At 71.1% G+C, this 25,964-nt stretch carries 24 protein-coding genes; 19 read left to right on the top strand and 5 right to left on the bottom strand.

Annotated elements, in window-relative coordinates:
* The 13 genes from ald to der all read left to right on the top strand — a co-directional run bounded on the left by ald (window position 1) and on the right by der (window position 13,166).
* A complete protein-coding gene (gene ald, locus ABZ904_RS02170; RefSeq protein ID WP_359391643.1) occupies window positions 1-1,125 on the top strand; it encodes an alanine dehydrogenase in 1,125 nt (374 codons plus the stop codon).
* 409 nt (window positions 1,126-1,534) lie between these two features.
* A complete protein-coding gene (locus ABZ904_RS02165; protein WP_359391644.1) occupies window positions 1,535-2,668 on the top strand; it encodes a ParA family protein in 1,134 nt (377 codons plus the stop codon).
* Window positions 2,653-3,228, top strand: coding sequence for a hypothetical protein (locus ABZ904_RS02160; protein ID WP_359391645.1), 576 nt, complete (start codon window positions 2,653-2,655; stop codon window positions 3,226-3,228). The genes ABZ904_RS02165 and ABZ904_RS02160 overlap by 16 nt, the downstream gene beginning before the upstream one ends.
* 20 nt (window positions 3,229-3,248) lie before the next feature.
* On the top strand, window positions 3,249-4,742 hold the full coding sequence (locus ABZ904_RS02155; protein ID WP_360994159.1) for a segregation/condensation protein A: 1,494 nt from the start codon (window positions 3,249-3,251) through the stop codon (window positions 4,740-4,742).
* Window positions 4,739-5,410 (top strand): SMC-Scp complex subunit ScpB, encoded by a 672-nt coding sequence (gene scpB / locus ABZ904_RS02150; protein ID WP_359391646.1) that lies wholly within the window; start codon window positions 4,739-4,741, stop codon window positions 5,408-5,410. The genes ABZ904_RS02155 and scpB overlap by 4 nt, the downstream gene beginning before the upstream one ends.
* Complete coding sequence (locus ABZ904_RS02145; protein ID WP_359391647.1) at window positions 5,410-6,468, top strand: pseudouridine synthase; 1,059 nt, start codon at window positions 5,410-5,412, stop codon at window positions 6,466-6,468. The genes scpB and ABZ904_RS02145 overlap by 1 nt, the downstream gene beginning before the upstream one ends.
* 121 nt (window positions 6,469-6,589) lie before the next feature.
* Window positions 6,590-7,309 carry an NUDIX domain-containing protein gene (locus ABZ904_RS02140; RefSeq protein ID WP_360994398.1) on the top strand — a complete coding sequence of 240 codons (720 nt, stop codon included), beginning with the start codon at window positions 6,590-6,592 and terminating at the stop codon, window positions 7,307-7,309.
* The gene (locus ABZ904_RS02135; protein ID WP_360994163.1) at window positions 7,306-8,328 is read left to right on the top strand and encodes an ADP-ribosylglycohydrolase family protein; all 1,023 of its coding nucleotides are present in this window, start codon (window positions 7,306-7,308) and stop codon (window positions 8,326-8,328) included. The genes ABZ904_RS02140 and ABZ904_RS02135 overlap by 4 nt, the downstream gene beginning before the upstream one ends.
* A gap of 255 nt (window positions 8,329-8,583) precedes the next feature.
* Entirely contained in the window at window positions 8,584-8,943 is a 360-nt protein-coding gene (aroH, locus tag ABZ904_RS02130; RefSeq protein WP_361820597.1) for a chorismate mutase, read from the top strand.
* A complete protein-coding gene (locus tag ABZ904_RS02125) occupies window positions 8,940-10,034 on the top strand; it encodes a prephenate dehydrogenase (protein WP_359391650.1) in 1,095 nt (364 codons plus the stop codon). Before aroH ends, ABZ904_RS02125 begins: the two co-directional genes overlap by 4 nt.
* A gap of 184 nt (window positions 10,035-10,218) precedes the next feature.
* A complete protein-coding gene (gene cmk / locus ABZ904_RS02120; RefSeq protein ID WP_359391651.1) occupies window positions 10,219-10,914 on the top strand; it encodes a (d)CMP kinase in 696 nt (231 codons plus the stop codon).
* Window positions 10,915-11,024: 110 nt separating this feature from the next.
* Complete coding sequence (locus ABZ904_RS02115; protein ID WP_359391762.1) at window positions 11,025-11,612, top strand: lysophospholipid acyltransferase family protein; 588 nt, start codon at window positions 11,025-11,027, stop codon at window positions 11,610-11,612.
* 72 nt (window positions 11,613-11,684) lie between these two features.
* Window positions 11,685-13,166, top strand: a complete 1,482-nt coding sequence (der, locus tag ABZ904_RS02110) for a ribosome biogenesis GTPase Der (RefSeq protein ID WP_359391652.1) — start codon at window positions 11,685-11,687, stop codon at window positions 13,164-13,166.
* A 63-nt stretch (window positions 13,167-13,229) separates the two neighbouring features.
* Here the strand turns inward: der and ABZ904_RS02105 are convergent, their stop codons facing one another.
* Both ABZ904_RS02105 and ABZ904_RS02100 read right to left on the bottom strand, forming a co-directional pair.
* Window positions 13,230-13,619 (bottom strand): hypothetical protein, encoded by a 390-nt coding sequence (locus ABZ904_RS02105; protein ID WP_359391653.1) that lies wholly within the window; start codon window positions 13,617-13,619, stop codon window positions 13,230-13,232.
* 302 nt (window positions 13,620-13,921) lie between these two features.
* Window positions 13,922-14,695 carry a hypothetical protein gene (locus ABZ904_RS02100; protein ID WP_360994171.1) on the bottom strand — a complete coding sequence of 258 codons (774 nt, stop codon included), beginning with the start codon at window positions 14,693-14,695 and terminating at the stop codon, window positions 13,922-13,924.
* 541 nt (window positions 14,696-15,236) lie between these two features.
* Here ABZ904_RS02100 and ABZ904_RS02095 point away from each other — a divergent pair.
* The 3 genes from ABZ904_RS02095 (at window position 15,237) to ABZ904_RS02085 (ending at window position 17,808) form a co-directional block, all read left to right on the top strand.
* Window positions 15,237-15,893: a transglycosylase family protein gene (locus ABZ904_RS02095; protein WP_359391655.1), complete on the top strand. Its 657-nt coding sequence runs from the start codon at window positions 15,237-15,239 to the stop codon at window positions 15,891-15,893.
* A gap of 344 nt (window positions 15,894-16,237) precedes the next feature.
* Window positions 16,238-17,242: a YafY family protein gene (locus ABZ904_RS02090; RefSeq protein ID WP_359391656.1), complete on the top strand. Its 1,005-nt coding sequence runs from the start codon at window positions 16,238-16,240 to the stop codon at window positions 17,240-17,242.
* 350 nt (window positions 17,243-17,592) lie between these two features.
* Entirely contained in the window at window positions 17,593-17,808 is a 216-nt protein-coding gene (locus tag ABZ904_RS02085; RefSeq protein WP_359391657.1) for an I78 family peptidase inhibitor, read from the top strand.
* A 120-nt stretch (window positions 17,809-17,928) separates the two neighbouring features.
* On the opposite strand, the gene ABZ904_RS02080 is transcribed toward ABZ904_RS02085, so the two are convergent.
* Both ABZ904_RS02080 and ABZ904_RS02075 read right to left on the bottom strand, forming a co-directional pair.
* The gene (locus ABZ904_RS02080; protein WP_359391658.1) at window positions 17,929-18,948 is read right to left on the bottom strand and encodes a phosphatase PAP2 family protein; all 1,020 of its coding nucleotides are present in this window, start codon (window positions 18,946-18,948) and stop codon (window positions 17,929-17,931) included.
* 236 nt (window positions 18,949-19,184) lie between these two features.
* Window positions 19,185-20,351, bottom strand: a complete 1,167-nt coding sequence (locus ABZ904_RS02075; protein WP_361820589.1) for a glycosyltransferase family 39 protein — start codon at window positions 20,349-20,351, stop codon at window positions 19,185-19,187.
* Between the two features lie 256 nt (window positions 20,352-20,607).
* Between ABZ904_RS02075 and ABZ904_RS02070 the strand changes: the two genes are divergently transcribed.
* Together ABZ904_RS02070 and ABZ904_RS02065 are read left to right on the top strand one after the other, a co-directional pair.
* Window positions 20,608-22,221, top strand: a complete 1,614-nt coding sequence (locus ABZ904_RS02070) for an MFS transporter (protein ID WP_359391660.1) — start codon at window positions 20,608-20,610, stop codon at window positions 22,219-22,221.
* A 115-nt stretch (window positions 22,222-22,336) separates the two neighbouring features.
* On the top strand, window positions 22,337-23,527 hold the full coding sequence (locus tag ABZ904_RS02065) for an acyl-CoA dehydrogenase family protein (protein ID WP_359391661.1): 1,191 nt from the start codon (window positions 22,337-22,339) through the stop codon (window positions 23,525-23,527).
* A gap of 39 nt (window positions 23,528-23,566) precedes the next feature.
* Here ABZ904_RS02065 and ABZ904_RS02060 read toward each other — a convergent pair whose 3' ends face one another.
* Window positions 23,567-24,004, bottom strand: a complete 438-nt coding sequence (locus ABZ904_RS02060; RefSeq protein WP_359391662.1) for a cell division protein SepF — start codon at window positions 24,002-24,004, stop codon at window positions 23,567-23,569.
* A gap of 290 nt (window positions 24,005-24,294) precedes the next feature.
* Here ABZ904_RS02060 and ABZ904_RS02055 point away from each other — a divergent pair, with 290 nt between their 5' ends.
* On the top strand, window positions 24,295-25,491 hold the full coding sequence (locus ABZ904_RS02055) for a DUF5685 family protein (protein WP_359391663.1): 1,197 nt from the start codon (window positions 24,295-24,297) through the stop codon (window positions 25,489-25,491).
* Window positions 25,492-25,964 lie beyond the last annotated feature (473 nt).

Below are 25,964 nucleotides of genomic sequence, written 5' to 3'. Positions count from 1 at the left end.
GTGATCGACGTGAAGGTCGGCATCCCCCGCGAGGTCAAGAACAACGAGTTCCGGGTGGCCATCACCCCCGCCGGCGTGCACGAGCTGGTGCGCAACGGCCACCAGGTCGTCGTCGAGCGGAACGCCGGCGTCGGCTCCTCGATCCCGGACGAGGAGTACATCGCCGCAGGCGCCCGGATCCTGGACACCGCCGACGAGGTCTGGGCCACCTCCGACCTGCTGCTGAAGGTCAAGGAGCCCGTCGCCGAGGAGTACCACCGCCTGCGTAAGGACCAGATCCTCTTCACCTACCTGCACCTGGCCGCCTCCAAGGAGTGCACGGACGCCCTCCTGGAGTCCGGCACCACGGCCATCGCGTACGAGACGGTCGAGCTGCCGAACCGGGCGCTCCCGCTGCTCGCCCCGATGTCCGAGGTGGCGGGCCGGCTGGCCCCGCAGGTCGGCGCCTACCACCTGATGGCCGCCAACGGCGGTCGCGGTGTGCTGCCCGGCGGTGTCCCGGGCGTGCCGGCCGGCAAGGCCGTCATCATCGGCGGTGGCGTCTCCGGCTGGAACGCCGCGCAGATCGCCATCGGTCTCGGCTTCCACGTGACCCTGCTCGACAAGGACATCAACAAGCTGAAGGAGGCGGACAAGATCTTCGGCACGAAGATCCAGACGGTCGTCTCCAACGCCTTCGAGCTCGAGAAGGCCTGCCTCGACGCCGACCTCGTCGTCGGCGCCGTCCTCATCCCGGGTGCCAAGGCCCCGAAGCTGGTCACCAACGAGCTGGTCTCCCGGATGAAGGCGGGAAGTGTCCTTGTCGACATCGCGATCGACCAGGGCGGCTGCTTCGAGGACTCCCGTCCCACCACGCACGCCGAGCCGACCTTCAAGGTCCACGAGTCGGTCTTCTACTGCGTCGCCAACATGCCCGGTGCCGTCCCCAACACCTCCACCTACGCGCTGACGAACGCCACGCTGCCCTACATCGTGGAGCTCGCCAACCGCGGCTGGGCCGAGGCGCTGCGCCGCGACGCCGCGCTGGCCAAGGGCCTCAACACCCATGACGGCAAGGTGGTTTACAAGGAGGTCGCCGAGGCGCACGGCCTCGAGCACGTGGACCTGGAGACCCTCATCGGCTGAGCGGGCCGCGACCCGGGTTCGATTACCCGGCACTACAAGGCGATAGGTCAACACGCCTCGTCAACACCCGGCACCCGGCCGGACCTTGCCCGACAAGGTCCGGCCGGGTGTGTGTATGGTCACTTTGCGGCACTCGTTCAACTCGCCTCGAACGCAACCCTTCCACCGTTTCGTACACCGGTGAAACCTGGCGAACGGTGCCCGGACACCCTTGACAGCGGGATGTTTCATTGCCGACACATCGGGCCGGGTCCGGCGGATTGTGTTGCTGCGGACCGCCGACACGCCATAGAGTCGCCAACCGTCGGCATGGTGCCACGCTGACCTATCTAGAAGTTTCCTGGTCACCAAGGAGGTAAGACGACTTGTGAATGAGTCGACATTTGCTCCCGGGGGTGGTCAACCAGGAATGCCTGCGCGGGGCACGGGCCCCACGGGGCTCGAGGCTGTCGGCTCCGTCGCTGTCCGTACCTTCGCTGCCCACCAGAGCCAGAGCCCTTACCTGGCTGAGACAGCACATCAAAGCTTGGATGGCCAACACGTGAACGCCATGGCCGGCAACGGAAGTGGCGGGGTCCACAACCACTTCGCCGACTACGACGAACTGCCCGAAGGGCACTTCTACGACCCCGACGCCGAATACGAGCCCGATCCCGAGTACGCGGCCACGCTCGCGCCCGACGCGGCCCGCCAGCGCCGCGAGCGCATCGGCCCGACGGGCCGTCCGCTGCCGTACTTCCCGATCCCGGGCCCGCTGACCGACCACGGCCCGGCGAAGATCATCGCGATGTGCAACCAGAAGGGCGGCGTCGGCAAGACGACGTCGACCATCAACCTGGGTGCCGCGCTCGCGGAGTACGGCCGCCGTGTGCTGCTCGTCGACTTCGACCCGCAGGGCGCGCTGTCCGTGGGCCTCGGCGTCAACCCCATGGAGCTCGACCTCACGGTCTACAACCTGCTCATGGAGCGGGGCATGTCCGCGGACGAGGTCCTGCTGAAGACCGCGGTCCCGAACATGGACCTGCTGCCGAGCAACATCGACCTGTCCGCGGCCGAGGTCCAGTTGGTGTCGGAGGTCGCGCGCGAGTCGACGCTCCAGCGGGCGCTGAAGCCGCTGATGCCCGACTACGACTACATCGTGATCGACTGTCAGCCCTCGCTCGGCCTGCTCACCGTGAACGCGCTCACCGCCGCGCACAAGGTGATCGTGCCGCTGGAGTGCGAGTTCTTCGCGCTGCGTGGTGTCGCGTTGCTCACCGAGACCATCGAGAAGGTCCAGGAGCGACTCAACCCCGAGCTCGAACTCGACGGCATTCTCGCCACGATGTACGACTCCCGGACCGTGCACAGCCGTGAGGTTCTCGCGCGTGTCGTCGAGGCATTCGACGACCACGTCTACCACACGGTGATCGGCCGGACCGTACGCTTCCCGGAGACCACGGTCGCCGGCGAGCCCATCACCACGTACGCCTCCAACTCCGTCGGTGCCGCCGCCTACCGCCAGCTCGCCAGGGAGGTGCTCGCCCGGTGTCACGCCGAGTGAGTCTGCCCGGGGCCGACGAACTGTTCCGTACCACCGGGGGAATGGCGCTCCAGTCGTCCTCTCCCAGGCGCCAGGCCAACGGCGAGGCCCGGGTGCCGGCTCCTGCGGGCGAGAGCGACGCGACGGCCGCGACGGAGGACGCACCGCCGTCGGTGCCCGTCCAGGGTGGTGACGGGGAGGGTGACGAGCACGTCGCGGCGGACACGGCCGAGGCGGAGGCGGGGGAGTCCCGCACGCGGTCCCAGGCCGCGGAGCGGTCCGCGCGCCGGCAGGCGGCGCAGGAAGGTTCTCCCGCCTCTTCGACGGCCCAGTCGCGCAAGCGGGCGCGCGCGGCCGGGCGGCGGCCCAGCGGGCGGGAGCGGCACGACGAGAAGATCACCGTGTACGTGTCCGCGGAAGAACTGATGGACCTCGAGCACGCACGTCTTGTGCTCCGGGGTGAGCACGGGCTCGCGGTCGACCGCGGGCGCATCGTGCGTGAGGCGGTCGCCGTCGTACTGGCGGATCTGGAGTCCCGGGGGGACGCCAGCATCCTCGTGCGTCGGCTCCGGGGGCGATGAGCAGGTAGCCTGCGACGGCTATGACCTCGTACGACGGCTCCTCATCCGCCCCCGGCTCCGCCGGCCGCCGGCGTGCGCTGGGGCGCGGGCCGGGCGCCGCACCGGTGGCCCAGGATGTGTCTCCCGCGGAAGCGGAGCCCCTCGATGAGACCCCGCTCGGCCCGGGTCCCGAACCGGAGGCCGACTCTCAGGGGAGCGAGCCGCAGGCCGCTCCCCAGGATCCCGAAGCCGGACAGGACCGCCCGTCCGAGGGGCCCGCGCGGACAGCCCTGTCCCGCACGCCCGCGCCCACCGTCCCCTCCCGAGCAGGGGCGGAACTCCCTGTCGCCGACGTGCCGGGGCCTGGTTCCGCGGCGGAGGAGTCCGGGACCGGCACGTCGTCGGTGCTCGAAGCGGAGGCTCCTGCCGAGACGGAGCGTGAGCGGGGAGCCGCCCCGGAGGAGTCCCGGGTCACCGTCCCCTCGGCCGCAGCGGACGTCTCGGAGGCGGCCGGGGCGGGTGTCGCAGCACCGGAGGGCGAGCCGGAGGCCGTGCCCGGCCCGGCGGCCGTCGTGACGTCGGTACCGGAGCCCCGCCCCGCCGTCGCCGCCGAGGCGACCCCTGTCGCGGTGGTGACCGCGCCGGGTTCCGGATCCTCAGGCGAGGCCGCCGGCACTCCCGGCGCACTCCCGGCCGAGCAGGAGCCCGACGACGGTGTCTTCAAGGTCCGGCTGTCCAACTTCGAAGGGCCCTTCGACCTTCTGCTCCAGCTGATCTCGAAGCACAAGCTCGACGTCACCGAGGTCGCGCTGTCCAAGGTGACCGACGAGTTCATGGCCCACATCCGGGCGATGGGGCCGGACTGGGACCTCGACCAGACGACCGAGTTCCTCGTCGTCGCCGCGACCCTGCTCGACCTCAAGGCGGCACGGCTGCTGCCCGCCGCCGAGGTCGAGGACGAAGCGGACCTCGCGCTCCTTGAGGCACGCGACCTGCTGTTCGCGCGGATCCTGCAGTACCGCGCCTACAAACAGATCGCCGACATCTTCAACCGGCGCACCGAGGACGAGGCCCGGCGTTACCCCCGTACCGTCGGCCTCGAACCCCACCACGCCGAGTTGCTGCCCGAGGTCGTCATCAGCATCGGAGCCGAGGGGTTCGCGAAGCTGGCGGTCAAGGCGATGCAGCCCAAGCCCAAGCCTCAGGTCTACGTCGACCACATCCACGCCCCGCTGGTGTCCGTGCAGGAGCAGGCCGGGATCGTGGTCGCGCGGCTACGGGAACTGGGTGAGGCGAGCTTCCGCGTGCTCGTGGAGGACGCCGACGACACGCTCACCGTCGTGGCGCGCTTCCTGGCCCTGCTGGAGCTGTACCGGGAGAAGGCGGTGGCGCTGGAGCAGGAGACAGCCCTCGGCGACCTGGTCGTGCGCTGGACCGGCGGGGTCGGCGAGGAGGCACCGGTGGTGACGGACGAGTTCGACCGGCCGCCCGAGGATCCCGACAAGAGCGGCACGAAGACGGAGGAGAAGGCGTGAGCGAGAAGACCGCCGAGGTTCCGGCCGGCCTGAACACGGTGGCCGGACTCGACCTCAAGCCCGCCCTGGAGGCCGTCCTCATGGTCGTGGACGAGCCCGCCACCGAGGAGCACCTGGCGAAGATCCTGGAGCGTCCCCGGCGGCAGATCGCCGACGCCCTGCGCGAACTCGCCGACGAGTACACGGTGCAGGGGCGCGGCTTCGAGCTGCGGTTCGTCGCCGGCGGCTGGCGCTACTACACTCGGGCCGACTACGCGCCCGCGGTCGAGCGCTTCGTGCTCGACGGCCAGCAGGCCCGGCTCACCCAGGCCGCACTGGAGACCCTGGCGGTGGTGGCCTACCGCCAGCCGGTCAGCCGCAGCCGCGTCTCGGCGGTCCGCGGAGTGAACTGCGACGGGGTCATGCGCACCCTCCTCCAGCGCGGTCTGGTCGAAGAGGCGGGCACGGAACCCGAAACAGGTGCGATCCTGTACAGGACGACGAACTACTTTCTGGAGCGGATGGGCCTGCGCGGCCTGGACGAGCTCCCGGAACTCGCGCCCTTCCTCCCGGAGGCGGAGGCGATCGAGGCCGAGACCCAGGAGGGCGTTCCGTCGTTCGACCCGGACGCACTCGATGCTCCGGACGCGGACGGCGATCACACGACCAACACGACGACGGAATTTTGATGCGAAGCAGCGGCAGCGGCAGGAACGACGGGCGCGGCAACTACCGCGGTGCCGGTAACAACAGGGACGAGCGGCAGGGCCGCCCCCGCAAGCCCCGCCCCGAGGAGCGCCGCTACGACGTGGGCCCCGGGGCCTCCCAGGACGGCCCGAAGTCGGGTCGCGGCTCGGACGCGCGGGGCGGCGCCAAGGGCGGTCCCAAGCAGTCCCAGCAGCGTGGCGGCCGTACGACGCCCTCGCGCTCCCGTGAGTACGAGGCGCGGACCGAGGAGCGCAACCGCGAGCGGTACGCGGGCAAGCCGAACCTCAAGCTGCCCAAGACCTTCCCGGGCGCCGAGCAGGAGGGCGAGCGGCTGCAGAAGGTGCTCGCTCGCGCGGGCTACGGCTCCCGGCGTGCCTGCGAGGAGCTGATCGAGGAGGCCCGGGTCGAGGTGAACGGCGAGATCGTCACCGAGCAGGGCCTGCGGGTCGACCCCGACAAGGACGAGATCAAGGTCGACGGGCTGACCGTGGCCACACAGTCGTACCAGTTCTTCTCGCTGAACAAGCCGGCCGGTGTCGTCTCCACCATGGAGGACCCGGAGGGCCGTCAGTGCCTCGGCGACTACGTCACCAACCGCGAGACCCGGCTCTTCCACGTGGGCCGGCTCGACACCGAGACCGAGGGCGTCATCCTGCTCACCAACCACGGCGAGCTGGCCCACCGGCTGACCCACCCCAGGTACGGCGTGAAGAAGACCTACCTCGCGCACATTGTGGGCCCGATCCCGCGCGACCTGGGCAAGAAGCTCAAGGACGGCATCCAGCTGGAGGACGGGTACGCGCGCGCGGACCACTTCCGGGTGGTCGAGCAGACCGGCAAGAACTACCTCGTCGAGGTGACCCTGCACGAGGGCCGCAAGCACATCGTGCGCCGCATGCTCGCCGAGGCCGGCTACCCCGTCGACAAGCTGGTGCGGACCGCCTTCGGCCCGATCACCCTCGGCGACCAGAAGTCGGGCTGGCTGCGCCGTCTTTCCAACACCGAGGTGGGGATGCTGATGAAGGAAGTCGAACTCTAGCCACGCTCCACGCCCGAGCGGCCGGTTCCCGCGGTGCGGGAGCCGGCCGTCCTCTTGTGCGCTGACGTCCGCTCTGTTTATAGTCAATGCGACCATTAACGGGGTGGGGGTCGTGGGGACCGTGCAGGCCTATGACAAGTACGCCTTCGAACCCTTCGCCGTCACCGTCGACCTGGCCGTCCTCACCCTCCGCGCCGGCGCGCTCCACGTCCTGCTCGTCGAGCGCGGGCAGGAGCCCTACGCGGGCCGCTGGGCGCTCCCGGGCGGCTTCGTGCGGCCCGAGGAGTCCGCGGAGGACGCGGCCCGGCGGGAACTCGCCGAGGAGACCGGGCTCGCGGACGTCTCCGGGCTCCATCTGGAGCAGCTGCGCGCCTACAGCGACCCCGGCCGCGACCCCCGTATGCGGGTCGTCTCCGTGGCCTTCGCCGCGCTGCTGCCCGACCCTCCCGAGCCGCACGGCGGCGGCGACGCCGCGCAGGCCCGCTGGCTGCCGTACGAGGCCGCCGGGCCGCTCGCCTTCGACCACGACCGGATCCTCGCCGACGCCCAGGAACGCGTCGGCGCCAAGCTCGAGTACACCTGTATCGCCACGGCCTTCTGCCCCACCGAGTTCACCCTGGGCGAGCTGCAGCAGGTCTACGAGACCGTGTGGGGCACCTCGCTCGACCGCCCCAACTTCCGGCGCAAGGTCCTCGCCACCCCCGGCTTCGTCGAACCGGTCCCGGACGCCGCCCGGCTGACCGGCGGCCGCGGCAAACCCGCCGCGCTCTACCGTGCGGGCGGCGCCACCGCCCTGCACCCGCCCCTGCTCCGCCCCGCCACGGAAGGACGGCTCTTATGACCGGCACGGCCCTCGCCAAGCACGCCGCCACCGGATCCCTGATCGGGCTCGCTCTCGGCGACGCCCTTGGATTTCCCACCGAGTTCAACGATGTGCCGGCGATCCTCGCCAAGTGCGGGCCGTGGCGGGAGATGGAGCTGCCGAGGCCCGCGATCGTCACCGACGACACCCAGATGACGCTGGCGCTCGGACGCGGGCTGCGCACGGCCATGGACCGCGGTGTCCTGGCGCCGAAGCGGATGCAACGGCCGGTGCGCGAGGAGTTCGTCGACTGGTACCACTCGCCGGACAACAACCGGGCGCCCGGCCGGACCTGCCTGGTCGCCTGCAATCTGCTCAACGACGAGAGCCGGCCCTGGCAGCAGGCCAGCCAGATCGGCTCCAAGGGCTGCGGGGCCAACATGCGTGTGGCGCCCGTCGGGCTCGCACCGGGGCTGAGCGACGAACAGCGGGCCGGCGCCGCCCAGTTGCAGGCCGCGCTTACACACGGCCACCCCACGGCGCTCGCCGCCTCCGATCTCACCGCCCGCGCGATACACCTTCTTGCGCAGGGTGCCGAGCCGACCGGCCTGGTGGGACTGCTGCGGTCGTACGCCTACGAGAACCGCAGCCGCTACCACGAGGAGTGGCTCGGCGATCTGTGGACCCGCGCCCAGGACCCCACGCCCGAGCACTTCATCGCGCGCGGCTGGGACGAGTGCCTGGAGATCCTCGAACGCCTCCAGGAGGCCGTGCGGACCGTCTCGGCCGAGATCGACCCGTGCCTGGCGACCGGCGAGGGGTGGATCGCGGAGGAGGCCCTCGCCACCGCTCTGCTGTCCTTCCTGCTCTTCCCGGACGAGCCCGTCACCGCGCTGCGCCGGGCCGCGTGCACCTCCGGCGACTCCGACTCGATCGCCTGCCTCGCGGGCGCCTTCGCGGGCGCCCACCTCGGCGCCGAATCCTGGCCACGGGAGTGGGCGGACCGCATCGAGTACGGAAGCGAACTGCAGGCGCTCGGGGCACTCTGGGACGCGTGACCCCCGGTAGACGCTGCCCTCGACCGGGATCCGCTCAGCGGGCAGCGGGCGTGTCGCCGCCCCGGGCGCCCCGACATGCCCGCTGGGCCACCGGTCCCGGTGAGCCGGCCGCCGCCCCGGCGCCGAGGGGCGCACGGGGGCGTTCGCGTCGCGGCCGGGTGCCGTCTCGCCAGACGGGCGTCGCGCACCAGTACGTTCCGGGCTGACTACGCTGGAGTGATCAGAGGTTTCCGTAGATCAGCGAGGAGCGACACCGTGGCGGTACGAGCGGTCCGGGGCGCCGTCCAACTTGAGCGGGACGAGGCCGGGCACATGAGCGAGCAGGTCGGCGCCCTGCTCACCGCCGTCCTGGAGCGGAACGGCCTCACCACCGACGACCTGATCAGCATCTGGTTCACCGCCACACCCGATCTGCACAGCGACTTCCCGGCGGCCGCCGCGCGCAAGCTCGGCATCGTGGACGTGCCACTGATCTGTGCCCAGGAACTCGACGTCGAGGGTGCGATGCCCCGCGTCGTCCGCGTCCTCGCCCACATCGCGTCCGACAAGCCGCGGGCCGACATCGTGCACGTCTACCTCGGTGCCGCCGCCCTCCGCAAGGACATCGCCCAGTGAGGTCCGCGCTCGTCATCGGTGCCGGACTGATCGGCACATCGGCGGCCCTGGCGCTCGCCTCCCGCGGTGTCACCGTGCACCTGACCGACCGCGACCCCGAGCAGGCCCGTACGGCCGCCGTCCTCGGTGCCGGCACCGACGAGGCCCCCGAGGGGCCCGTCGACCTGGTCGTCGTCGCGGCCCCGCCCGCCCATGTGGCCGCCGCGCTCGCCGACGCCATGCGGCGCGGTCTCGGACGCGGCTACCTGGATGTGGCCAGCGTCAAGGGCGGGCCCCGCCGCGAACTGGAGACGCTCGGCCTCGACCCGGACCTCCTGTCCCGGTACATCGGCTCGCACCCCATGTCGGGCCGTGAGAAGTCCGGTCCGCTGGCGGCCACCGGCGATCTCTTCGAGGGCCGCCCCTGGGTGCTCACCCCGACCCGGGACACCGACACCGAGGTGCTGAACCTCGCCCTCGAGCTGGTCTCGCACTGCCGTGCGGTGCCGGTCGTGATGGACGCGGACGCCCACGACCGGGCCGTCGCGCTCGTCTCGCACATGCCCCACCTGGTCTCCAGCATGGTCGCCGCACGCCTCGAGCACGCGGAGGAGACGGCCGTACGGCTGTGCGGACAGGGCATCCGCGATGTGACCCGGATCGCCGCCTCCGATCCCCGCATGTGGATCGACATCCTCTCCGCGAACCCCGGCCCGGTCGCCGACCTGCTCTCCGACGTCGCCGCCGACCTCGAAGGGACCGTGCGGGCCCTGCGCGCACTGCAGTCCTCCGACGAGGACAAGCGGCGCGAGGGCGTCGACGGGATCCACGACGTTCTGCGCCGCGGCAACGCCGGCCAGGTCCGGGTGCCCGGCAAGCACGGCGCCGCCCCGCGGGTCTACGAGACCGTGGCCGTCCTCATCAGCGACCAGCCCGGTCAGCTGGCCCGCATCTTCGCGGACGCGGGAGCGGCGGGCGTCAACGTCGAGGACGTCCGCATCGAGCACGCGACCGGGCAGCAGGCGGGTCTGGTCCAGCTCATGGTGGAGCAGAAGGCGGCCCCGCTGCTCAGCGCGGCGTTGCGGGAGCGGGGCTGGACGATTCGCCAGTAGCGGTGGGCCCGCCGTCCGTCAGTCATACCGGGTCCGGCGACCCAGTAACCTTGTGCGGGGCGCCCCGGACGCTGTGGCCGTATCCCGCCTGCCCCGCCCGCCCTCCGGGCGGACGACGGGAGGGCGACGACAGGGTCTGTGTACCCCCGCACCCACCACCTCGCACCAGGAAGGTGTCCTCACCGTGGAAAACGGCGCCGCCCGGACCGCCCAGGCAGTGATTGTCGCCATCGACGGCCCCTCCGGCACGGGCAAGTCGAGCACCTCGAAGGCCGTGGCCGCGCAGCTCGGGCTGAGCTACCTGGACACCGGCGCCCAGTACCGCGCGATCACGTGGTGGATGGTCAGCAACGGCATCGACACCGCGGACCCGACGGCGATCGCGGCGGTCGTGGGCAAGCCCGAGATCGTCTCCGGCACCGACCCGTCGGCGCCCACCATCACCGTGGACGGAACGGACGTCTCCGGCCCGATCCGCACCCCGGAGGTCACCGCCAAGGTGAGCGCGGTCAGCGCCGTGGCCGAGGTGCGGGCCCGGATCACCGAGCTGCAGCGCTCCCTCGCCGCCGCCGCGGAGACCGGCATAGTGGTCGAGGGCCGCGACATCGGCACGACGGTGCTGCCGGACGCCGACCTGAAGATCTTCCTCACGGCCTCCCCCGAGGCGCGGGCCGCGCGACGCAGCGGCGAGCTCAAGGGCTCGGACGTCCATGCCACCCGTGAGGCGCTCGTCAAGCGGGACGCGGCCGACTCCAGCCGCAAGACCTCCCCTCTCGCCAAGGCGGACGACGCGGTCGAGGTGGACACCACCGAGCTCACCCTCCAGCAGGTCGTCGAATGCGTCGTCACGCTCGTCGAGGAGAAGCGGGCGGCCAAGTGAGCACCCGTCCGTCACCCGGCCGTGACGCCTCCGCGAGGCGCCCGGAGCCGCCCCTGACCCCCGCGTCCGAGCGGGGCGCCGAGGTCGGGCGGCGCATCGGCGTACCCCTGATGCGCGGGCTGTGGAAGCCGCGTGTCCTCGGCGCCTGGAAGGTCCCGGTCACCGGTCCGGCGATCTTCGCGGTCAATCACTCCCACAACATCGACGGTCCGATGGTCCTGTCCGTGGCGCCCCGGCCGACGCACTTCCTGATCAAGAAGGAGGCGTTCATCGGCGTGCTCGGCTCCTTCCTGACCGGCATCGGTCAGGTACAGGTGGACCGCACGGTGACCGACCGCACGGCGATCACCCGGGCGCTGTCCGTGCTGGACAACGGCGGTGTGCTCGGCATCTTCCCCGAGGGCACCCGGGGCGAGGGCGACTTCGCCTCGCTGCGCGCCGGGCTCGCCTACTTCGCGGTGCGCAGCGGAGCGCCGATCGTGCCCGTGGCGGTGCTGGGAAGTTCTGAGCGGCGCGGCCGGTTGATAAAGGCGCTGCCGCCGCTGCGCAGCCGCATCGACGTCGTCTTCGGAGATCCGTTCGATGCGGGCGACGGGACCGGCCGGCGTACGCGCAGGGCGCTGGACGAGGCGACCGAGCGCATCCAGAAGCAGCTCACCGAGCACCTGGAAATGGCCAGGCGCCTCACCGGGCGCTAGGCGACACTTGAGTAGTGGATCACCGCGGTGCGGTGCTCCACCGATCACCACGATGAACGAGGTACGGACTTCATGAACGACCACATCCAGCCCGACGGCTCGGCCGAGCACGAGTACGAGCACGGGGCGCTCGGCGACGCCGAGTACGCGGAGTTCATGGAGCTTGCCGCGGAAGAGGGCTTCGACCTCGAGGACGTCGAGGGCGCCATCGAGGCGGCCGGACACGGTCCGCTGCCCGTGCTCGCCGTCGTCGGCCGCCCCAATGTCGGCAAGTCGACTCTGGTGAACCGGATCATCGGCCGTCGTGAGGCGGTCGTCGAGGACAAGCCCGGTGTCACCCGCGACCGTGTCACCTACGAGGCCGAGTGGGCGGGCCGCCGCTTCAAGGTCGTCGACACCGGCGGCTGGGAGCAGGACGTCCTCGGTATCGACGCCTCCGTGGCCGCGCAGGCCGAGTACGCGATCGAGGCGGCCGACGCGGTCGTCTTCGTCGTCGACGCGAAGGTCGGCGCCACCGACACCGACGAGGCGGTCGTGCGCCTGCTGCGCAAGGCCGGCAAGCCCGTGGTGCTGGCCGCCAACAAGGTCGACGGCCAGAGCGGCGAGGCGGACGCGGCATACCTGTGGAACCTCGGTCTCGGCGAGCCGCACCCCGTGTCCGCCCTTCACGGCCGCGGCACCGGTGACATGCTGGACGCCGTCCTGGAGGCGCTGCCCGAGGCGCCCGCCCAGACCTTCGGTGCCGCCGGGATCGGCGGACCGCGCCGCGTGGCCCTGATCGGCCGTCCCAACGTCGGCAAGTCCTCCCTGCTGAACAAGGTCGCGGGCGAGGACCGCGTGGTCGTCGACGAACTCGCCGGCACCACCCGCGACCCGGTCGACGAGCTGATCCAACTCGGCGGCAAGACCTGGAAGTTCGTCGACACGGCCGGCATCCGCAAGCGGGTGCATCTGCAGCAGGGCGCCGACTACTACGCCTCGCTGCGCACCGCGGCCGCCGTCGAGAAGGCCGAGGTCGCCGTCGTGCTGCTCGACGCCTCCGAGAACATCTCGGTCCAGGACCAGCGCATCGTCACCATGGCGGTGGAGGCCGGGCGCGCGCTCGTCCTCGCCTACAACAAGTGGGACACCCTCGACGAGGAGCGCCGCTACTACCTGGAGCGGGAGATCGAGACGGAGCTCGCCCAGGTCGCCTGGGCGCCGCGGGTGAACGTCTCGGCGCGCACCGGACGGCACATGGAGAAGCTGGTCCCGGCGATCGAGACCGCCCTCGACGGCTGGGAGACCCGGGTTCCCACGGGCCGCCTCAACGCCTTCCTCGGCGAGCTGGTCGCCGCCCACCCCCACCCGGTCCGCGGAGGCAAGCAGCCGCGCATCCTCTTCGGCACGCAGGCGGGCACCAAGCCGCCGCGGTTCGTGCTCTTCGCCTCCGGTTTCATCGAGGCCGGCTACCGCCGGTTCATCGAGCGACGGCTGCGCGAGGAGTTCGGCTTCGAGGGTGCGCCGATCCACATCTCGGTGCGTGTGCGCGAGAAGCGCAGCAGGAAGAAGTGACGTAGGGACACCGAAGACGTCGAAGGGGCGGCTCCATGGCGGGCCGCCCCTTTCGCATCGTCCTCACAGCCCCCTGCGCGGTGCGGGCGGTAGCGCCGGGACGTGGTGCATGCCCCTCGCGTGCCGGGCCACCTGCTGCCAGACGTCGTTCGCCGTGGCCGACTGGCCGTGCTGGGCGGCCAGTTGCCCGGTCGCGTGCCGGGGGGTGCCGTGGCGGATGCCGTACGTCCCCGTGCCGTAAGAGTCCGTGTCCCGGGGGAAGTTGGCGAAAGGGACGAAGTCCGTGTCCTCCTCGCCGCTGCGGTCGCCCGGGAAGGCCTTGAAGGACGTGACGTACTCGTCGTAGAGCGCGTCGTAGATCGGCGTGGCCGATGAGCCGCCCGGGTCCTGGTCCGCTCGCCCGGAGGGGATCGGCTGGTAGGACTGGCGGCGGGGGACGTCATATGCGTGCACGTAGGTGCCAACGACACTGCAGCCCAAGGGATGCGGTCGATTAGTCCGCTTCGTCACAAGTAAAGCCCCCGCGCTCCGACTGGGGCGCGGGGGCTGTACGCAGGTGTGCCGCCGCCGTACAGGCACACCCGTCTATGGGGCGGGAGCCGCTGGAACAGGGTCGGGGAGCTGAGCGATCAGCAACCGCGGCACGCCACTTGACGGGCGAGCCCGCATCCCGTGAGGGGGTGCGGGAACCGTGCGATCGACCGCGGCGGACCCGCACCTCCCGACCCGGCCCTGGAACGGACCGTCCCGGAACCTCAGGTCCCGGCCAGCGGCAGCGCGGCGGCGACCAGCTTGCCGTTCGCCGCCGCCTTGTCCAGCGCGTCGCGCAGCAGATCCTCCCGGGGCTGGCGGCCGATCGAGCCCACCGGCGCGGCGAACATCAGGATCTGCTGGTGCTTGTTGGCGGCCGCCCGCCACCCGTCCGTGACCTGGAGCGGCTGGTGCGCCTGCCACCAGGCGACCGGCTGCCCGCCGTTCGCGCCGGGCTGCAGCACGGCGTGCAGCTGGCCCATGGCGAGCAGTACCGACCAGCCGTGCAGCACGGGCGGCACGGACTCGATCACGGTCAGCGGCATGAACCCCTGCTCGATGAGCAGGGGCAGGAAGTCGTCGCCGATCCCCATCGTGCCCGGGCGCACGATGGGCGCGGTGGGCTCCACGACCAGCGCCGGGTGCAACTCCCCGGCGATCAGCACCAGTCCGCTGGTGACGCCCAGCACGGCCTGCTCGGGGGCAGCCGTGCTGAATTGCTCGTCGGCGGTGATGGAGCGCACCGCGCCCTGCAACTGCTCCTCGGTGACCTGGACGACCTGGGAGGGCAGGCAGGTGGCATGGGCGAAAGCGAGGACGGCGGTCTCCTCGCCGATGAACAGGACGGTGCTGGTGCGCTCCTGTTCGGAGTCGCCGGGCGTGCGGCACGAGGTGCAGTCATAACTGCCCGGGGCGTTGTCTCCGGCGAGCAGCCGGTCGGCTTCTTCGTCGCCGATCTCGGCGCGTACGGCGTCGCTGACGTCGAGCATGCGCGGCACGGGTGGCTCCCTCGGGATGCGGTACGTGACGGTGCCGGGTGGCTCCCGGCCCATGAGCCCGGCGGTCCCCGGCTCATGAAGAAGACAACGGCCGATCTGTGGCCGGAGTCACGCCCGGGAGCGAACGGATTCGCACCATCCGCTGCGCTGGGTGAACGTGCCTGCGGAACCGGTTACTCCATGTCAACTCTTGCAGGGCTCAGGGAAGTTGATTGCGTGAAGTGGCTCACAGACCATCGAGCTGCCTGGCCGACAAATCCTGAAATCAGCGAATGAAGTGGGTGGCCGAAAATCGACGATACCGGGGGTAACGGCGAACTGGCCTGGAATGACTAGGAGTTGGTTGAAAACGGGCGGTGGATCTCCCTACATTCCTCCGCCGTGTGCAACGAGCACCGCCCGGGTACGTCCACCGGCCGCGCCGCACAGCCGGCGCGCAGCACCACCTCCGGTGGACGGGGCGGCACACGACGGCCGCGAATCATCCGCGGATCGACGTGTCCCGCCTTGGGGGATCCCGGGTTTGTGGAGAGGGAATTACATGTCTGAATGTGCCGACAACACCCGTAAGACCCGTACGACCCGTACGACGGCGGTCCTCGCCGGCGCGGCCCTGCTCGCCCCGCTCGGACTGCTCGCCGCGACCGGCAACGCCGCCGCGGCCGACGGCGGAGTGTGGGACCGCATCGCCCAGTGCGAGAGCGGCGGGAACTGGCACATCAACACCGGCAACGGCTACTACGGGGGACTGCAGTTCTCTGCCGGCACCTGGCGCGCGTACGGCGGAACGGCTTACGCCGCGACCGCCGACCAGGCTTCCAGGGAGGCGCAGATAGCCGTGGCCGCCAAGGTGCAGCACGCGCAGGGATGGGGCGCATGGCCCGTCTGCTCGGCGCGTGCCGGAGCCTACGGAAGCGCGCCCGCCGGGTCGGGCGGGCAGTCGGCCACGAGGTCGTCCTCGGGTTCCGCCACCACTGAGTCCGCCCCGACCACGCGTCCGGCGAAGGCGCCGGAGCACTCGGCGGGACACACGGCCCGCGGGGCGTCCCGCGGCGACTACACCGTCCGCAGCGGTGACACCCTCAGCGGGATCGCCGAGCGCCACGGGATCGACTGGCGGGAGCTCTACGCGCGCAACAAGACGGTCATCGGCGGCGACCCCGACATGATCGTGCCGGGACAGCGGCTCGCACTCTGAGCGTGTCCGTGCACCGGGCTCCGGCGTCGCATCGCGGCGCCGGAGCCCGGCGGCGTTCCGGCCACCATCCCTGTCGGGTCCGGCACCGGGCCCGGTCGCCGGCGGCGCGATGCGACGCCTGCCGGGGCAAGAGGCCGCAGGGCGGCGCGTGCGACCGCCGGCCGACGTCGCCGACAGGCAGCCGGTGTTCCGCCGTCCCAAGGCCGCGCTGCGGGTGGAGCAGGGAGAGGTCGAGGCCAGGCCGTTCTGGACGGCGGACCGCGATCTGCCGGTCTTCGTCAGCCCCTTGGCCCGTACCCCCTCGCGGACAGTCGCTGTCCGCAAGGGCTGGCAGACTCGGGGCCATGCTGGAGACCTCGGCACGACTGCTGCGCCTGCTGTCCCTGCTCCAGGCCCACCGTGAATGGTCCGGGGCCGATCTGGCCGAGCGCCTCGGCGTCAGCCCGCGCACCGTGCGCCGCGATGTGGACCGGCTGCGCGAACTCGGCTACCCCGTCAGCGCCAGCCCGGGCACCGGCGGGGGTTATCAGCTCGGCGCGGGGGCCGAACTGCCGCCGCTGCTCCTGGACGACGACGAGGCGGTCGCCGTGGCGGTCGGGCTGCGCACGGCCGCGGGACAGGGCATCGAGGGCATCGGTGAGACGTCCGTACGCGCCCTCGCCAAGCTCGAACAGGTCCTGCCGAGCCGGCTGCGCCGCCGCGTGAGCGCCCTCAACGCCTTCACCGTGCCGATGCTGCGCGGTCCCGGGCCGTCGGCGGTCGACCCGGCCGTGCTGACCGAAGTCGCCCATCTGTGCCGGGACGCGGAGCGGTTGCGCTTCGAGTACCGCGACCACCCCCGGTCCCGGACAGGCTCGGGCGGAGAGAACGCCCTGGGCGCCCTGACCCGCCGCACGGTCGAGCCGCACCGCCTGGTGTGCACCGAGCGCCGCTGGTATCTGGTCGCCTGGGATCTCGACCGCGACGACTGGCGCACGTTCCGCGTCGACCGCATGGTCCTCAAGCCGCCGCACGGACCCCGCTTCACACCGCGGACGCCACCGGCGGAGGACCTGGCCGAGTACGTCTCCAGGGGCGTCTCCACGCGCGCCTACGCCGCCCAGGCCGTCGTACGGCTGCTGGTGCCGCTGCACGAGGCGGCCGAGCGGATCTCGCCGTCGGCGGGCACCCTGGAGGCCGAGACCGAGGGCAGCTGTCTGCTGCGCACGGGAGCCCCGAACCTCGACGTGATGGTGATTCACGTGATGATGACGGGCCTCGAGTTCGAGGTGCTGGAGCCCGCCGAACTGACCGGGAGGCTCCGTGCCGCACGGGACCTGCTGTCCCGCGCCGTGGAACGGTCGTCGTAGCGCGAGGCGGGCCCGAGGCCGCCCGGCCGGGGTAGTGGATTCTGTGTTGAATCCGTGTACTTCTTATGCGGGACCGGATGCATACCGGCCGCCGAATGGGGAATGCAATCCGCTTGTTCGACCGGCACCGCGCATTCCGCGGTTATTCACACTCCTTCCGGTGATGGCGGAACAGTCCCGAATTACGTTCGAGGTGTTGTCCGTGGATGAGAACCCCTCGTACGTGTGACAGTCGCGTCGACGAAACGAGTGTCGTGATTCTGTGACACAAGCGTGACAGGAGAGGGATGTGTGGCAGAAGAGACGGCTGTGCACTTCCCCGGTGAGATCCCGCGGCCTACCGTGGCGGCATGGCACCCATTCACCCCCCTGGAGCCGAACCCGACGACATCCCCGAGACGTACGTCGGCCTGGCGGCCGATCGTGCCGAGCGGCTGGCCCGTGAGCGCGGCTGGAGCACGGTCCGTTCGCTGCCGCCGGGGACGATCATCACCATGGAGTACCGCGTCGGACGGCTGAACTTCGAAGTCGTGGACGGCACGGTCAGGCGCTGCTGGAAAGGCTGACAAAGGGCCCCGAGGCCCGGCCCCGGTGACGCCCACGGCGAAGGCCCCGGCTCGATATGAGCCGGGGCCTTCGCCGTGCGGGGAGGTCGTGCGTACCGGTCCCCGCGTCGTAGTCGCTGGTCAGCTTCCCGTCAGGGGCCGGGCCGAGGGGGTGCCGCGCGACACCCGGTCCGAGTTCGGCGGACGCCGGCTGCCCACCGGGGTCACCGGGGTGCGCTCGCCACGGCTCGTGTGCGGACCGGGGGCCATGTACACCGGCGCCTTGGTCGTCCGGGTGACCCCCACCGGTTCCCGGACCTGGGCCTCCTCCTCGCTCGGCACGCGCGGGGCGACGAACGCCGGGCGGGCGGCGACCGGGGCCGGAGCGGGCACGGGGACGGCACGGCGGCTGCGCCGACGGTCCCGCAGGGCGAGGATGGCGATCTCCGCGCGGGCGATCAGCGGCTCGAACCAGGGCAGCGCCAGCAGGATCAGCAGACCCGCGGCCCAGCCGAGGAGCACGTCGCTCAGCCAGTGCGTCCCGAGGTAGACCGTGGTCATGCCGACGCCCAGGGAGGTCACCGCGGAGAGCGCGGACAGCCAGCGCCTGGCCCGCGGCGTGGAGGCCAGATACGCCAGAATCCCCCAGGTCACCACGGCGTTCGCGGTGTGGCCGGAGGGAAATATATCGCCGCCGCGCCACATCTCGTTGGACCCGATGACGGTCGCGTAGTGCGGTCCAAGGCGGCCCATCCCGTACTTGGCGGCGCCCACCGTGATGTTGAGCAGGAGCAGCGCGGCGCCCAGGGTGAGCAGCGGGCGCAGGGTGTGCTGCCGCCAGGAGCGCCAGCCCAGCCAGGCCGCGACCATCACCGCGGTGGGGCCGCGCTGGCCCAGCACCACGTAGTAGTCGAGGAAGGCGTGGATCTGCGGCCACTGCTGGTACGGCCGGAAAAACATGACCTGCCAGTCGAGCCGGACCAGCCATGAGGAGACGACGACGGCCCACACGATCGCCGTGTAGAAGGCCAGAGTTGCCGAGAAGAGAACCACTCGGTGCCGGCTCATCCTGGGCACGTCAATGTGAGCTGGTCGTTCCGGCTCACGGTCCAACCGGGCGAACACCCGGTCTGGACGGCTCAGCTTTCGTTCGGTACGCACTCAATCGACGTTACAGCGAGTGAGCTCCACACCCACGCGAATCACCGGGGTTGTGATGACGATGTGATGTGGGATTCCTCTCAACAGCGGGTTTATTTCTATGGATTCCGCTATCGGGGTCACACTCGGCCTTCAATTCCATTGATCGACAACGCCTCCGTTTTATGCCCCTTATCTATTCGTTCACCGAATGCTCGGGCGGACTTACCCTGCCGGTCACCGGTCGTCGCGAACGATCACGGCGGACCGGAGCCGTTGAGCCAGAACGCTCCGTAGAGGGCCGACGCCACCGCGACACCGCCGAGGACCGCCGCCGACCTCGGCGGTCGCACCCGGGCGAGACCTCGGGCGAGGGGGAGCAGCAACGGGAAGGCGGGCAGCAGGAGACGGGGTTTCGAGCCGAAGTAGCTCGACGCGCACAGGGCGAGCGCGGTGACGACCCCCGCGTACACGAGCAGCGGCAGCGGCTGACCCTGCCGTACGCACACCACGTACAGCCAGACGATCGCGGCGACACCGATGATCAGCCCGATGCCCGCGAGGGCCGAGGGGAAGGAGGCGAAGGTGTTCGCGATGAAACGGGCGAAGGCGTAGCCGCCGTCGAAGCCGTTGCGCCACCCGGCCTGGACGTCCAGGTAGCCCAGAGGGCCCCGGCCGGTGCGGTGGCCGACCCACAGGACGTAGCCGGCGGCGCCGAGCGGGGCGAGAAGCATGCCGAGGGCCCGGCGAGGGAATGGTGGTCCGCCGGTCCGGCGCTCACGCCCGTCCCGTATGTACGAGGCGATCGCCGCCGCCCACACGGCCGCGACGACGGCCGCTCCCACCGGCCGGGTCAGACCCGCCAGCGAGGCGAGCACGCCCGCCGTCACCCAGCGGTCCGTCAGGACCGCGTACAGCGCCCAGGCCGCGAGCGCCGTGAACAGGGACTCGCTGTATGCCATCGACTGCACGACACCGACCGGAAGCACCGCCCAGAGCAGGGCCGCGCAGACGCCGACCCGGCGACCGTACACATGGTCGGCGACGGCGAAGATCCCCCAGGCGGCCGCGAGCGAGGCGAGTGTCGAGACGAGCAGACCCGCGTCGGCGTACGACAGAGGGGTCACCGCCGCGCCGAGCTGCTCCAGCCAGGGCAGCAGCGGGAAGAACGCGAGGCTGGAGTGGACGTCGCCGTTCGGGAGGCGGACCTCGTAGCCGTAGCCGAGGGCGGCGACCCGGGTGTACCAGAGGGAGTCCCAGCGTGCCGTGAGCAGGGTGTGCGGGCTCGCGCCGCGCGCCGCGCTCCACACCGCGAGCACGACCAGGCCCAGGGCGCGGACGGCCGCGTATCCCGTCAACGCGGGGGCGGCCCGGCGCAGGGCGCCGGTGCGGGTCGGCGCCGGGCGCGTTCCAAGATCGGTCACGCGCTCGATTATCAGTGCATTACGGAACCGCAGACGCCACCGGCCGCGTGATGGACGCGGGGGAGGTGGCGTACGCCACACCCCTCCCGGGGAATCATGAGAGGTCCGCCACGCGACGCCCGCGGGAACTCGCGTACGCTGACGACTCGCTCGCTTCGTCGCGTGGCCCCGGGACCCCGCTCCTCCCGGCCGCAGCCGCGGGGAGTCCCCACCCCGTCGATCCGCCGGAGCGAGGGACCATCTGGGAGGTACGTACATGTCCGGGACGACCACGGCCGCCGCTGGGCTGCGCCGTCGGGCGGCCGGGGCCGGTACCAACCGCTGGGTCGTTCTCTTCGTCCTCTGCGTGAGTCTGCTGCTCGTGGCCGTCGACGCCACCGTGCTGCACGTCGCGATGCCGGCCGTCACGGAGGACCTCAAGCCCAGCGCCATAGAACTGCTCTGGATCGTCGACACCTATCCGCTGGTCTGCGCCTCGCTGTTGATCCTGTTCGGCACGCTGGGCGACCGGGTCGGCCGCAGACGGGTCCTGCTGCTCGGCTACGGCCTCTTCGGCATCGCCTCCGGTCTCGCCGCGCTCTCCCGGGACCCGCAGGTGCTGATCGCGGCGCGGGCGCTGCTCGGTGTGGGCGGCGCGATGATCATGCCCGCCACGCTGTCCATCCTCCGGCAGGTCTTCCCCGACCGCCGCGAGCGGGCGACCGCGATCGGTATCTGGAGCGCGGTGGCCGCGGTGGGGGCGGCGGTCGGGCCGCTGCTGGGCGGCTTCCTCCTCGAGCACTTCTGGTGGGGTTCGGTCTTCCTGATCAACATCCCGCTGATGCTGGTCAGCCTGCCGGTCGGGCGGCTCCTGCTGCCGGAGTCGACGGGCGACCGCGACGGTCCCTGGGACGTGGTCGGAGCGCTCATGGCCGCGGGCGGTCTGTTCGGACTGGTCCTCGGCGTCAAGCGGCTCGGTGGCGGAGCGCCGCTGCTGAGCGCGTGGACGCTGCTGCCGCCGGTGGTGGGCGCGGCCCTGATGGTGGCCTTCGTACGGCGGCAGCGACGCCGTAGGCATCCCCTGGTGGATCTGCGGATGTTCGCGCGTCCGGCGTTCAGCACGTCGGTCGGCTGCATCGTGCTCGCGATGCTGGCCCTGGTCGGGCTCGAGCTGATCGCGGCCCAGTACCTGCAGCTCGTATTGCACCTCTCGCCCCTGGCGACGGGGCTGAGGCTGCTTCCGCTGACGCTCGCGGCGATGGCGGCCGGCCTGGTCGGCTCGAAGGCGCTGCGCCGCTTCGGTCCGCGACGCATGGTCGCGTTCGGTTTCTGTCTCACGGCCGCGGCGGTGATCACGCTGACGGCGATGGGCGACCGGGACAACCCGTCACTGCTGCTGTCCGGTTTCGTCCTGCTCGGCTTCGGTCTTGAGACGACGCTCTTCGGGGCGTACGAGTCGATGCTGAGCGAGGCGCCGCAGTCGCAGGCAGGCGGAGCGGCGGCGATCGGTGAGACCTCGTACCAGCTGGGCGCGGGCATCGGGATCGCGCTGCTGGGCAGTGTGATGAACGCGGCGTACGCGCCGGGCCTGTCCTCGGTGCCCGGGGTTCCGGCGTCGGCCTCCCGGGCCGCCGGTCAGTCGCTGGGGGAGGCGTACGAGGTGGCCGGCCGGCTGGGCGGGGCACGCGGCGCCGTCCTGCGGCACGCCGCGCGCGACTCCTTCGTCCACGGCCTGCATGTGACACTTCTGGTCAGCGCCGCGCTCTTGCTGTTGGGCGCGGTGATGGCACTGCGGCTGCCGAGGGCCATGAACTGCGAGGCGCCGCCCGCGCCCGGCTCGGCCGCGGTGCCCGCACAGCGCGAGGCCGCGGACTCACGCGTCACCGCCTGACGGTGCCCGCGGACCGGACGGCGCCCGATACTGGACGTACGGCCCGCCGCGACGTACGGTCGGGCCGTCCGGTTCGGTTAGCGCTGCTAGTTTTCAGTGTCACGGAGGCTGCTCCATGTCCGCGTCCTCGACGTTGCCGCCCTTCGACCCCGCCGATCCGCTCGGGCTCGACGACCTGCTGGAGGCCGAGGACCTCGCCATCCGCGACACCGTGCGGACCTGGGCGGCCGAACGCGTACTGCCGTACGTGGCCGACTGGTACGAGACGGGGGAACTGCCGGGGATCCGTGAACTCGCCAAGGAACTGGGCTCGCTCGGTGCGCTCGGCATGTCGCTGAGCGGGTACGGCTGCGCCGGGGCCAGCGCCGTGCAGTACGGGCTCGCCTGTCTGGAACTGGAGGCCGCCGACTCCGGCATCCGGTCCCTGGTCTCCGTCCAGGGCTCCCTCGCCATGTACGCGATCCACCGGTTCGGGAGCGAGGAGCAGAAGCAGGAATGGCTGCCGCGCATGGCGGCGGGCGAGGTCATCGGGTGCTTCGGGCTCACCGAACCCGACCACGGCTCCGACCCCGCCTCGATGCGCACCCACGCCAAGCGCGACGGCGGGGACTGGGTGCTCAACGGCCGCAAGATGTGGATCACCAACGGTTCCGTCGCCGGTGTCGCCGTGGTCTGGGCGCGCACCGACGAGGGGATCCGCGGGTTCGTCGTCCCGGCCGGCAGTCCCGGCTTCTCCGCCCCGGAGATCCGGCACAAGTGGTCCCTGCGGGCCTCCGTCACCAGCGAACTCGTCCTGGACGACGTGCGGCTGCCCTCCGACGCCGTACTGCCCGATGTCGTCGGGCTCAAGGGGCCGCTCAGCTGTCTCTCGCACGCCCGGTACGGCATCGTGTGGGGTGCCATGGGCGCGGCCCGGTCGTGTTTCGAGTCCGCCGTCGGGTACGCGAAGAGCAGGGAGCAGTTCGGCAGGCCCATCGGCGGGTTCCAGCTGACCCAGGCGAAGCTCGCCGACATGGCGGTCGAACTGCACAAGGGGATTCTGCTCGCCCACCATCTGGGGCGGCGCATGGACGCGGGACGGCTCCGTCCCGAGCAGATCAGCTTCGGCAAGCTCAACAACGTGCGCGAGGCGATCGAGATCTGCCGTACCGCCCGCACGATCCTCGGCGCCAACGGGATCTCGCTCGAGTACCCGGTGATGCGGCACGCCACCAACCTGGAGTCGGTGCTCACCTACGAGGGCACCGTCGAGATGCACCAGCTCGTGCTGGGCAAGGCGCTCACCGGACTCGACGCCTTCCGGTGACCGTGCCCGAAGCGGGCAGGGCCGGTGAGCGGCCCTGCCTCAGCTCTGGTTGAAGAAGCCGTTGTTCTGCCGGCTCGCGGCGTCGCCGCTGACGATCTCCGTGTTCGCGGGGGTCAGCAGGAACACGCGGTTGGAGACACGGTCGATCGAGCCACGCAGGCCGAAGATCAGACCGGCTGCGAAGTCCACCACACGCTTGGCGTCGGGCGACTCCATGTTCGTCAAGTTCATGATGACCGGGACGCCGTCCCGGAAGAGTTCGCCGATGACGCGGGCGTCCCGGAAGCTGTCCGGGGTGACCGTGCCGATCCGGCGGCCCTTCTCCTCCGCCGACTCGGAGGCGACCTTCACGTGCGGGTCGGTCACCCAGGTGTCGCCGTGCTCCTGGCCCTCGGCGTAGTCGTCTTCGTAGTAACGCTCGTCATCGTTGTCGTCGACGAGGCCCAGCCAGGCGCTCGCCTTGCGTACCGATCCCATGGACGCCTCCTCTCACAGCGGTCCTTCATGCTTTCCGCAACCCCATGGTCGTCCATGATGCGGATGCAGCGCCAAGTGGATAGACGGCGCGCGGGGGTTTCGTGACGGTACTGGTGCACGGCCAATACGTCGAGAGCCCGCGTACCCCAAGGGCTGTAAGACATACGGCTGCTGACTGAGAGTGAAATATTATGTTCGTTGGCGTTCGGGTGACGGTCGGAGCGTACGGGTGAACGAAGGGGTCGTTACGATGCCGCAGCTCAACGTCGAACGAGCCACGGGGGAGTGTCGTGTTCGGAATAGTCCGGCCCTGCCGTCACCGGCTGAGTGAGGGCCTGAGAACCCAGTGGATGGCGCATCTGTGCGGGTTGTGCCTCGCGCTGCGCGGCGACCACGGTCAGCTCGCCAGAGTCGTCACGAACTACGACGGTCTGCTCGTCTCGGTTCTGACGGAGGCTCAGTCGGAGCGGACCGCGGGGTGGCGGCGCACCGCGGGCCCCTGCCCGCTGCGTGGAATGCGCACGGCCTCCGTCGCCCGGGGTGAGGGGGCGCGACTCGCGGCGGCGGTCTCCCTGGTGCTCGCCTCCGCCAAGGTGCGCGATCACATCTCCGACGGTGACGGGCTGTTGGCGCGCAGGCCCGTGGCGGCCGCCGCGCGCCGGGTCGCCGCGAGCTGGGGCAGGGCCGGCGCCCGTACCGGATCCGCGGTCGGGTTCGACACCGCCGTACTCGTCGACGCCGTGGACCGGCAGGCCGGCCTTGAGGCGCTCGCCGGGCCCGGCACGGCGATCCTGACCGTCACCGAACCGACCGAGACCGCCACCGCCGCCGCCTTCGCGCACACGGCGGTCCTGGCCGGACGTCCCGGCAACGCCGAGCCGCTCGCCGAGGCGGGCCTGCTCTTCGGACGGCTCGCCCACCTGCTGGACGCCGTCGAGGACAGGGCGGCCGACGCCGCGTCAGGTGCCTGGAACCCTCTGACGGCCACCGGTACCTCGCTGGAGGAGGCCCGTCGCCTCGCCGACGACGCGCTGCACGGCATACGGCTCGCGCTGCGCGAAGTGACCTTCGCCGACAAACGTCTCGCGCACGTCCTGCTCGTCCACGAGCTGCGGAACTCCGTGGACCGAGCCTTCGGTACGACCGCCTGCTCGCACGACGCGCCCCGGCTGTACGGGCCACCGCCTTCGGGGCCGTACACGCCGAGCGGACCGTACGCGCCCGGCGGCCCCGGGGATCCGGGAGGCCCGCCGCCGGAGCCGCCCCGCCGCGACCGGCGCGGGCTCATCGCGGGCTGCGCGGTGTGGCTGGGCCTCGCCTGCACCTGCCAACTGTGCTGCGGGACGTACGAGGACCCCTGGAGCCGGGAGCGCAAGGAGGGGGCCTGCCAAGACTGCTGCGACTGCTGCGACGTGTGCGAGTGCTGCGGCAACTGCTGTGACGGCTGCGATGGTTGTGACTGCTGCGACTGCGGCTGCGACTGCTGAGGCGCTGCCGGTACGCCCCCTGACGGGGCATCGTGCTGGGAGAGCCGTCCGTCGATTCCGGCGGCGGGCCCGGTGATCACCGAGTTCGCCGCACGCGGTCAGGGACAGGGGCCGCCGGCACGGTGCGGACACAGGTGAAGAAAGCCGTGGCGGGAGCGTGAGGACGCACGCATGGTCTGCGGTCTCCTGGGAGCAGAAGGCGGAACAGCGCGAGGGAGGGGAAACGCGAAGAGGGGAGGGAAACGCGTGTGAAGGCGCGGGAGGTACGCGGAAGAGGCCCGGCAAAACCGGGGCGAGCAGGGGGTCGGCTCAACAGGAACAGGACCACACACGACCGAAGTCGATGTGGGAGCGGGTGACCAGCCGCTGCTGTCGATGCATGTGCCAAGTGGAACAGGCTTCCGTATCCACGTCAACCGACTTGAGACGCACAGCTCACAGTATGGACAGCCTTGACAGCCGGGGGAAACGCC

The organism is Streptomyces sp. NPDC046900, assembly GCF_040644975.1.
GTDB lineage: Bacteria > Actinomycetota > Actinomycetes > Streptomycetales > Streptomycetaceae > Streptomyces.
Note: the sequence above shows the minus strand (reverse complement) of the source record. Positions and strands in the feature narration are given on the sequence as shown.

Excerpts from the sequence above, each read along its gene's own strand:
- ABZ904_RS02135 (WP_360994163.1), top strand. The coding sequence starts at position 7,306 with ATGACCGGCACGGCCCTCGCCAAGCACGCCGCCACCGGATCCCTGATC.
- ABZ904_RS02095 (WP_359391655.1), top strand. The coding sequence starts at position 15,237 with ATGTCTGAATGTGCCGACAACACCCGTAAGACCCGTACGACCCGTACG.
- ABZ904_RS02115 (WP_359391762.1), top strand. The coding sequence starts at position 11,025 with ATGCGCGGGCTGTGGAAGCCGCGTGTCCTCGGCGCCTGGAAGGTCCCG.
- der (WP_359391652.1), top strand. The coding sequence starts at position 11,685 with ATGAACGACCACATCCAGCCCGACGGCTCGGCCGAGCACGAGTACGAG.
- ABZ904_RS02085 (WP_359391657.1), top strand. The coding sequence starts at position 17,593 with ATGGCACCCATTCACCCCCCTGGAGCCGAACCCGACGACATCCCCGAG.
- ABZ904_RS02065 (WP_359391661.1), top strand. The coding sequence starts at position 22,337 with ATGTCCGCGTCCTCGACGTTGCCGCCCTTCGACCCCGCCGATCCGCTC.
- ABZ904_RS02090 (WP_359391656.1), top strand. The coding sequence starts at position 16,238 with ATGCTGGAGACCTCGGCACGACTGCTGCGCCTGCTGTCCCTGCTCCAG.
- ABZ904_RS02070 (WP_359391660.1), top strand. The coding sequence starts at position 20,608 with ATGTCCGGGACGACCACGGCCGCCGCTGGGCTGCGCCGTCGGGCGGCC.
- ABZ904_RS02145 (WP_359391647.1), top strand. The coding sequence starts at position 5,410 with ATGCGAAGCAGCGGCAGCGGCAGGAACGACGGGCGCGGCAACTACCGC.
- ABZ904_RS02165 (WP_359391644.1), top strand. The coding sequence starts at position 1,535 with ATGCCTGCGCGGGGCACGGGCCCCACGGGGCTCGAGGCTGTCGGCTCC.
- ABZ904_RS02060 (WP_359391662.1), bottom strand. The coding sequence starts at position 24,004 with ATGGGATCGGTACGCAAGGCGAGCGCCTGGCTGGGCCTCGTCGACGAC.
- ABZ904_RS02155 (WP_360994159.1), top strand. The coding sequence starts at position 3,249 with ATGACCTCGTACGACGGCTCCTCATCCGCCCCCGGCTCCGCCGGCCGC.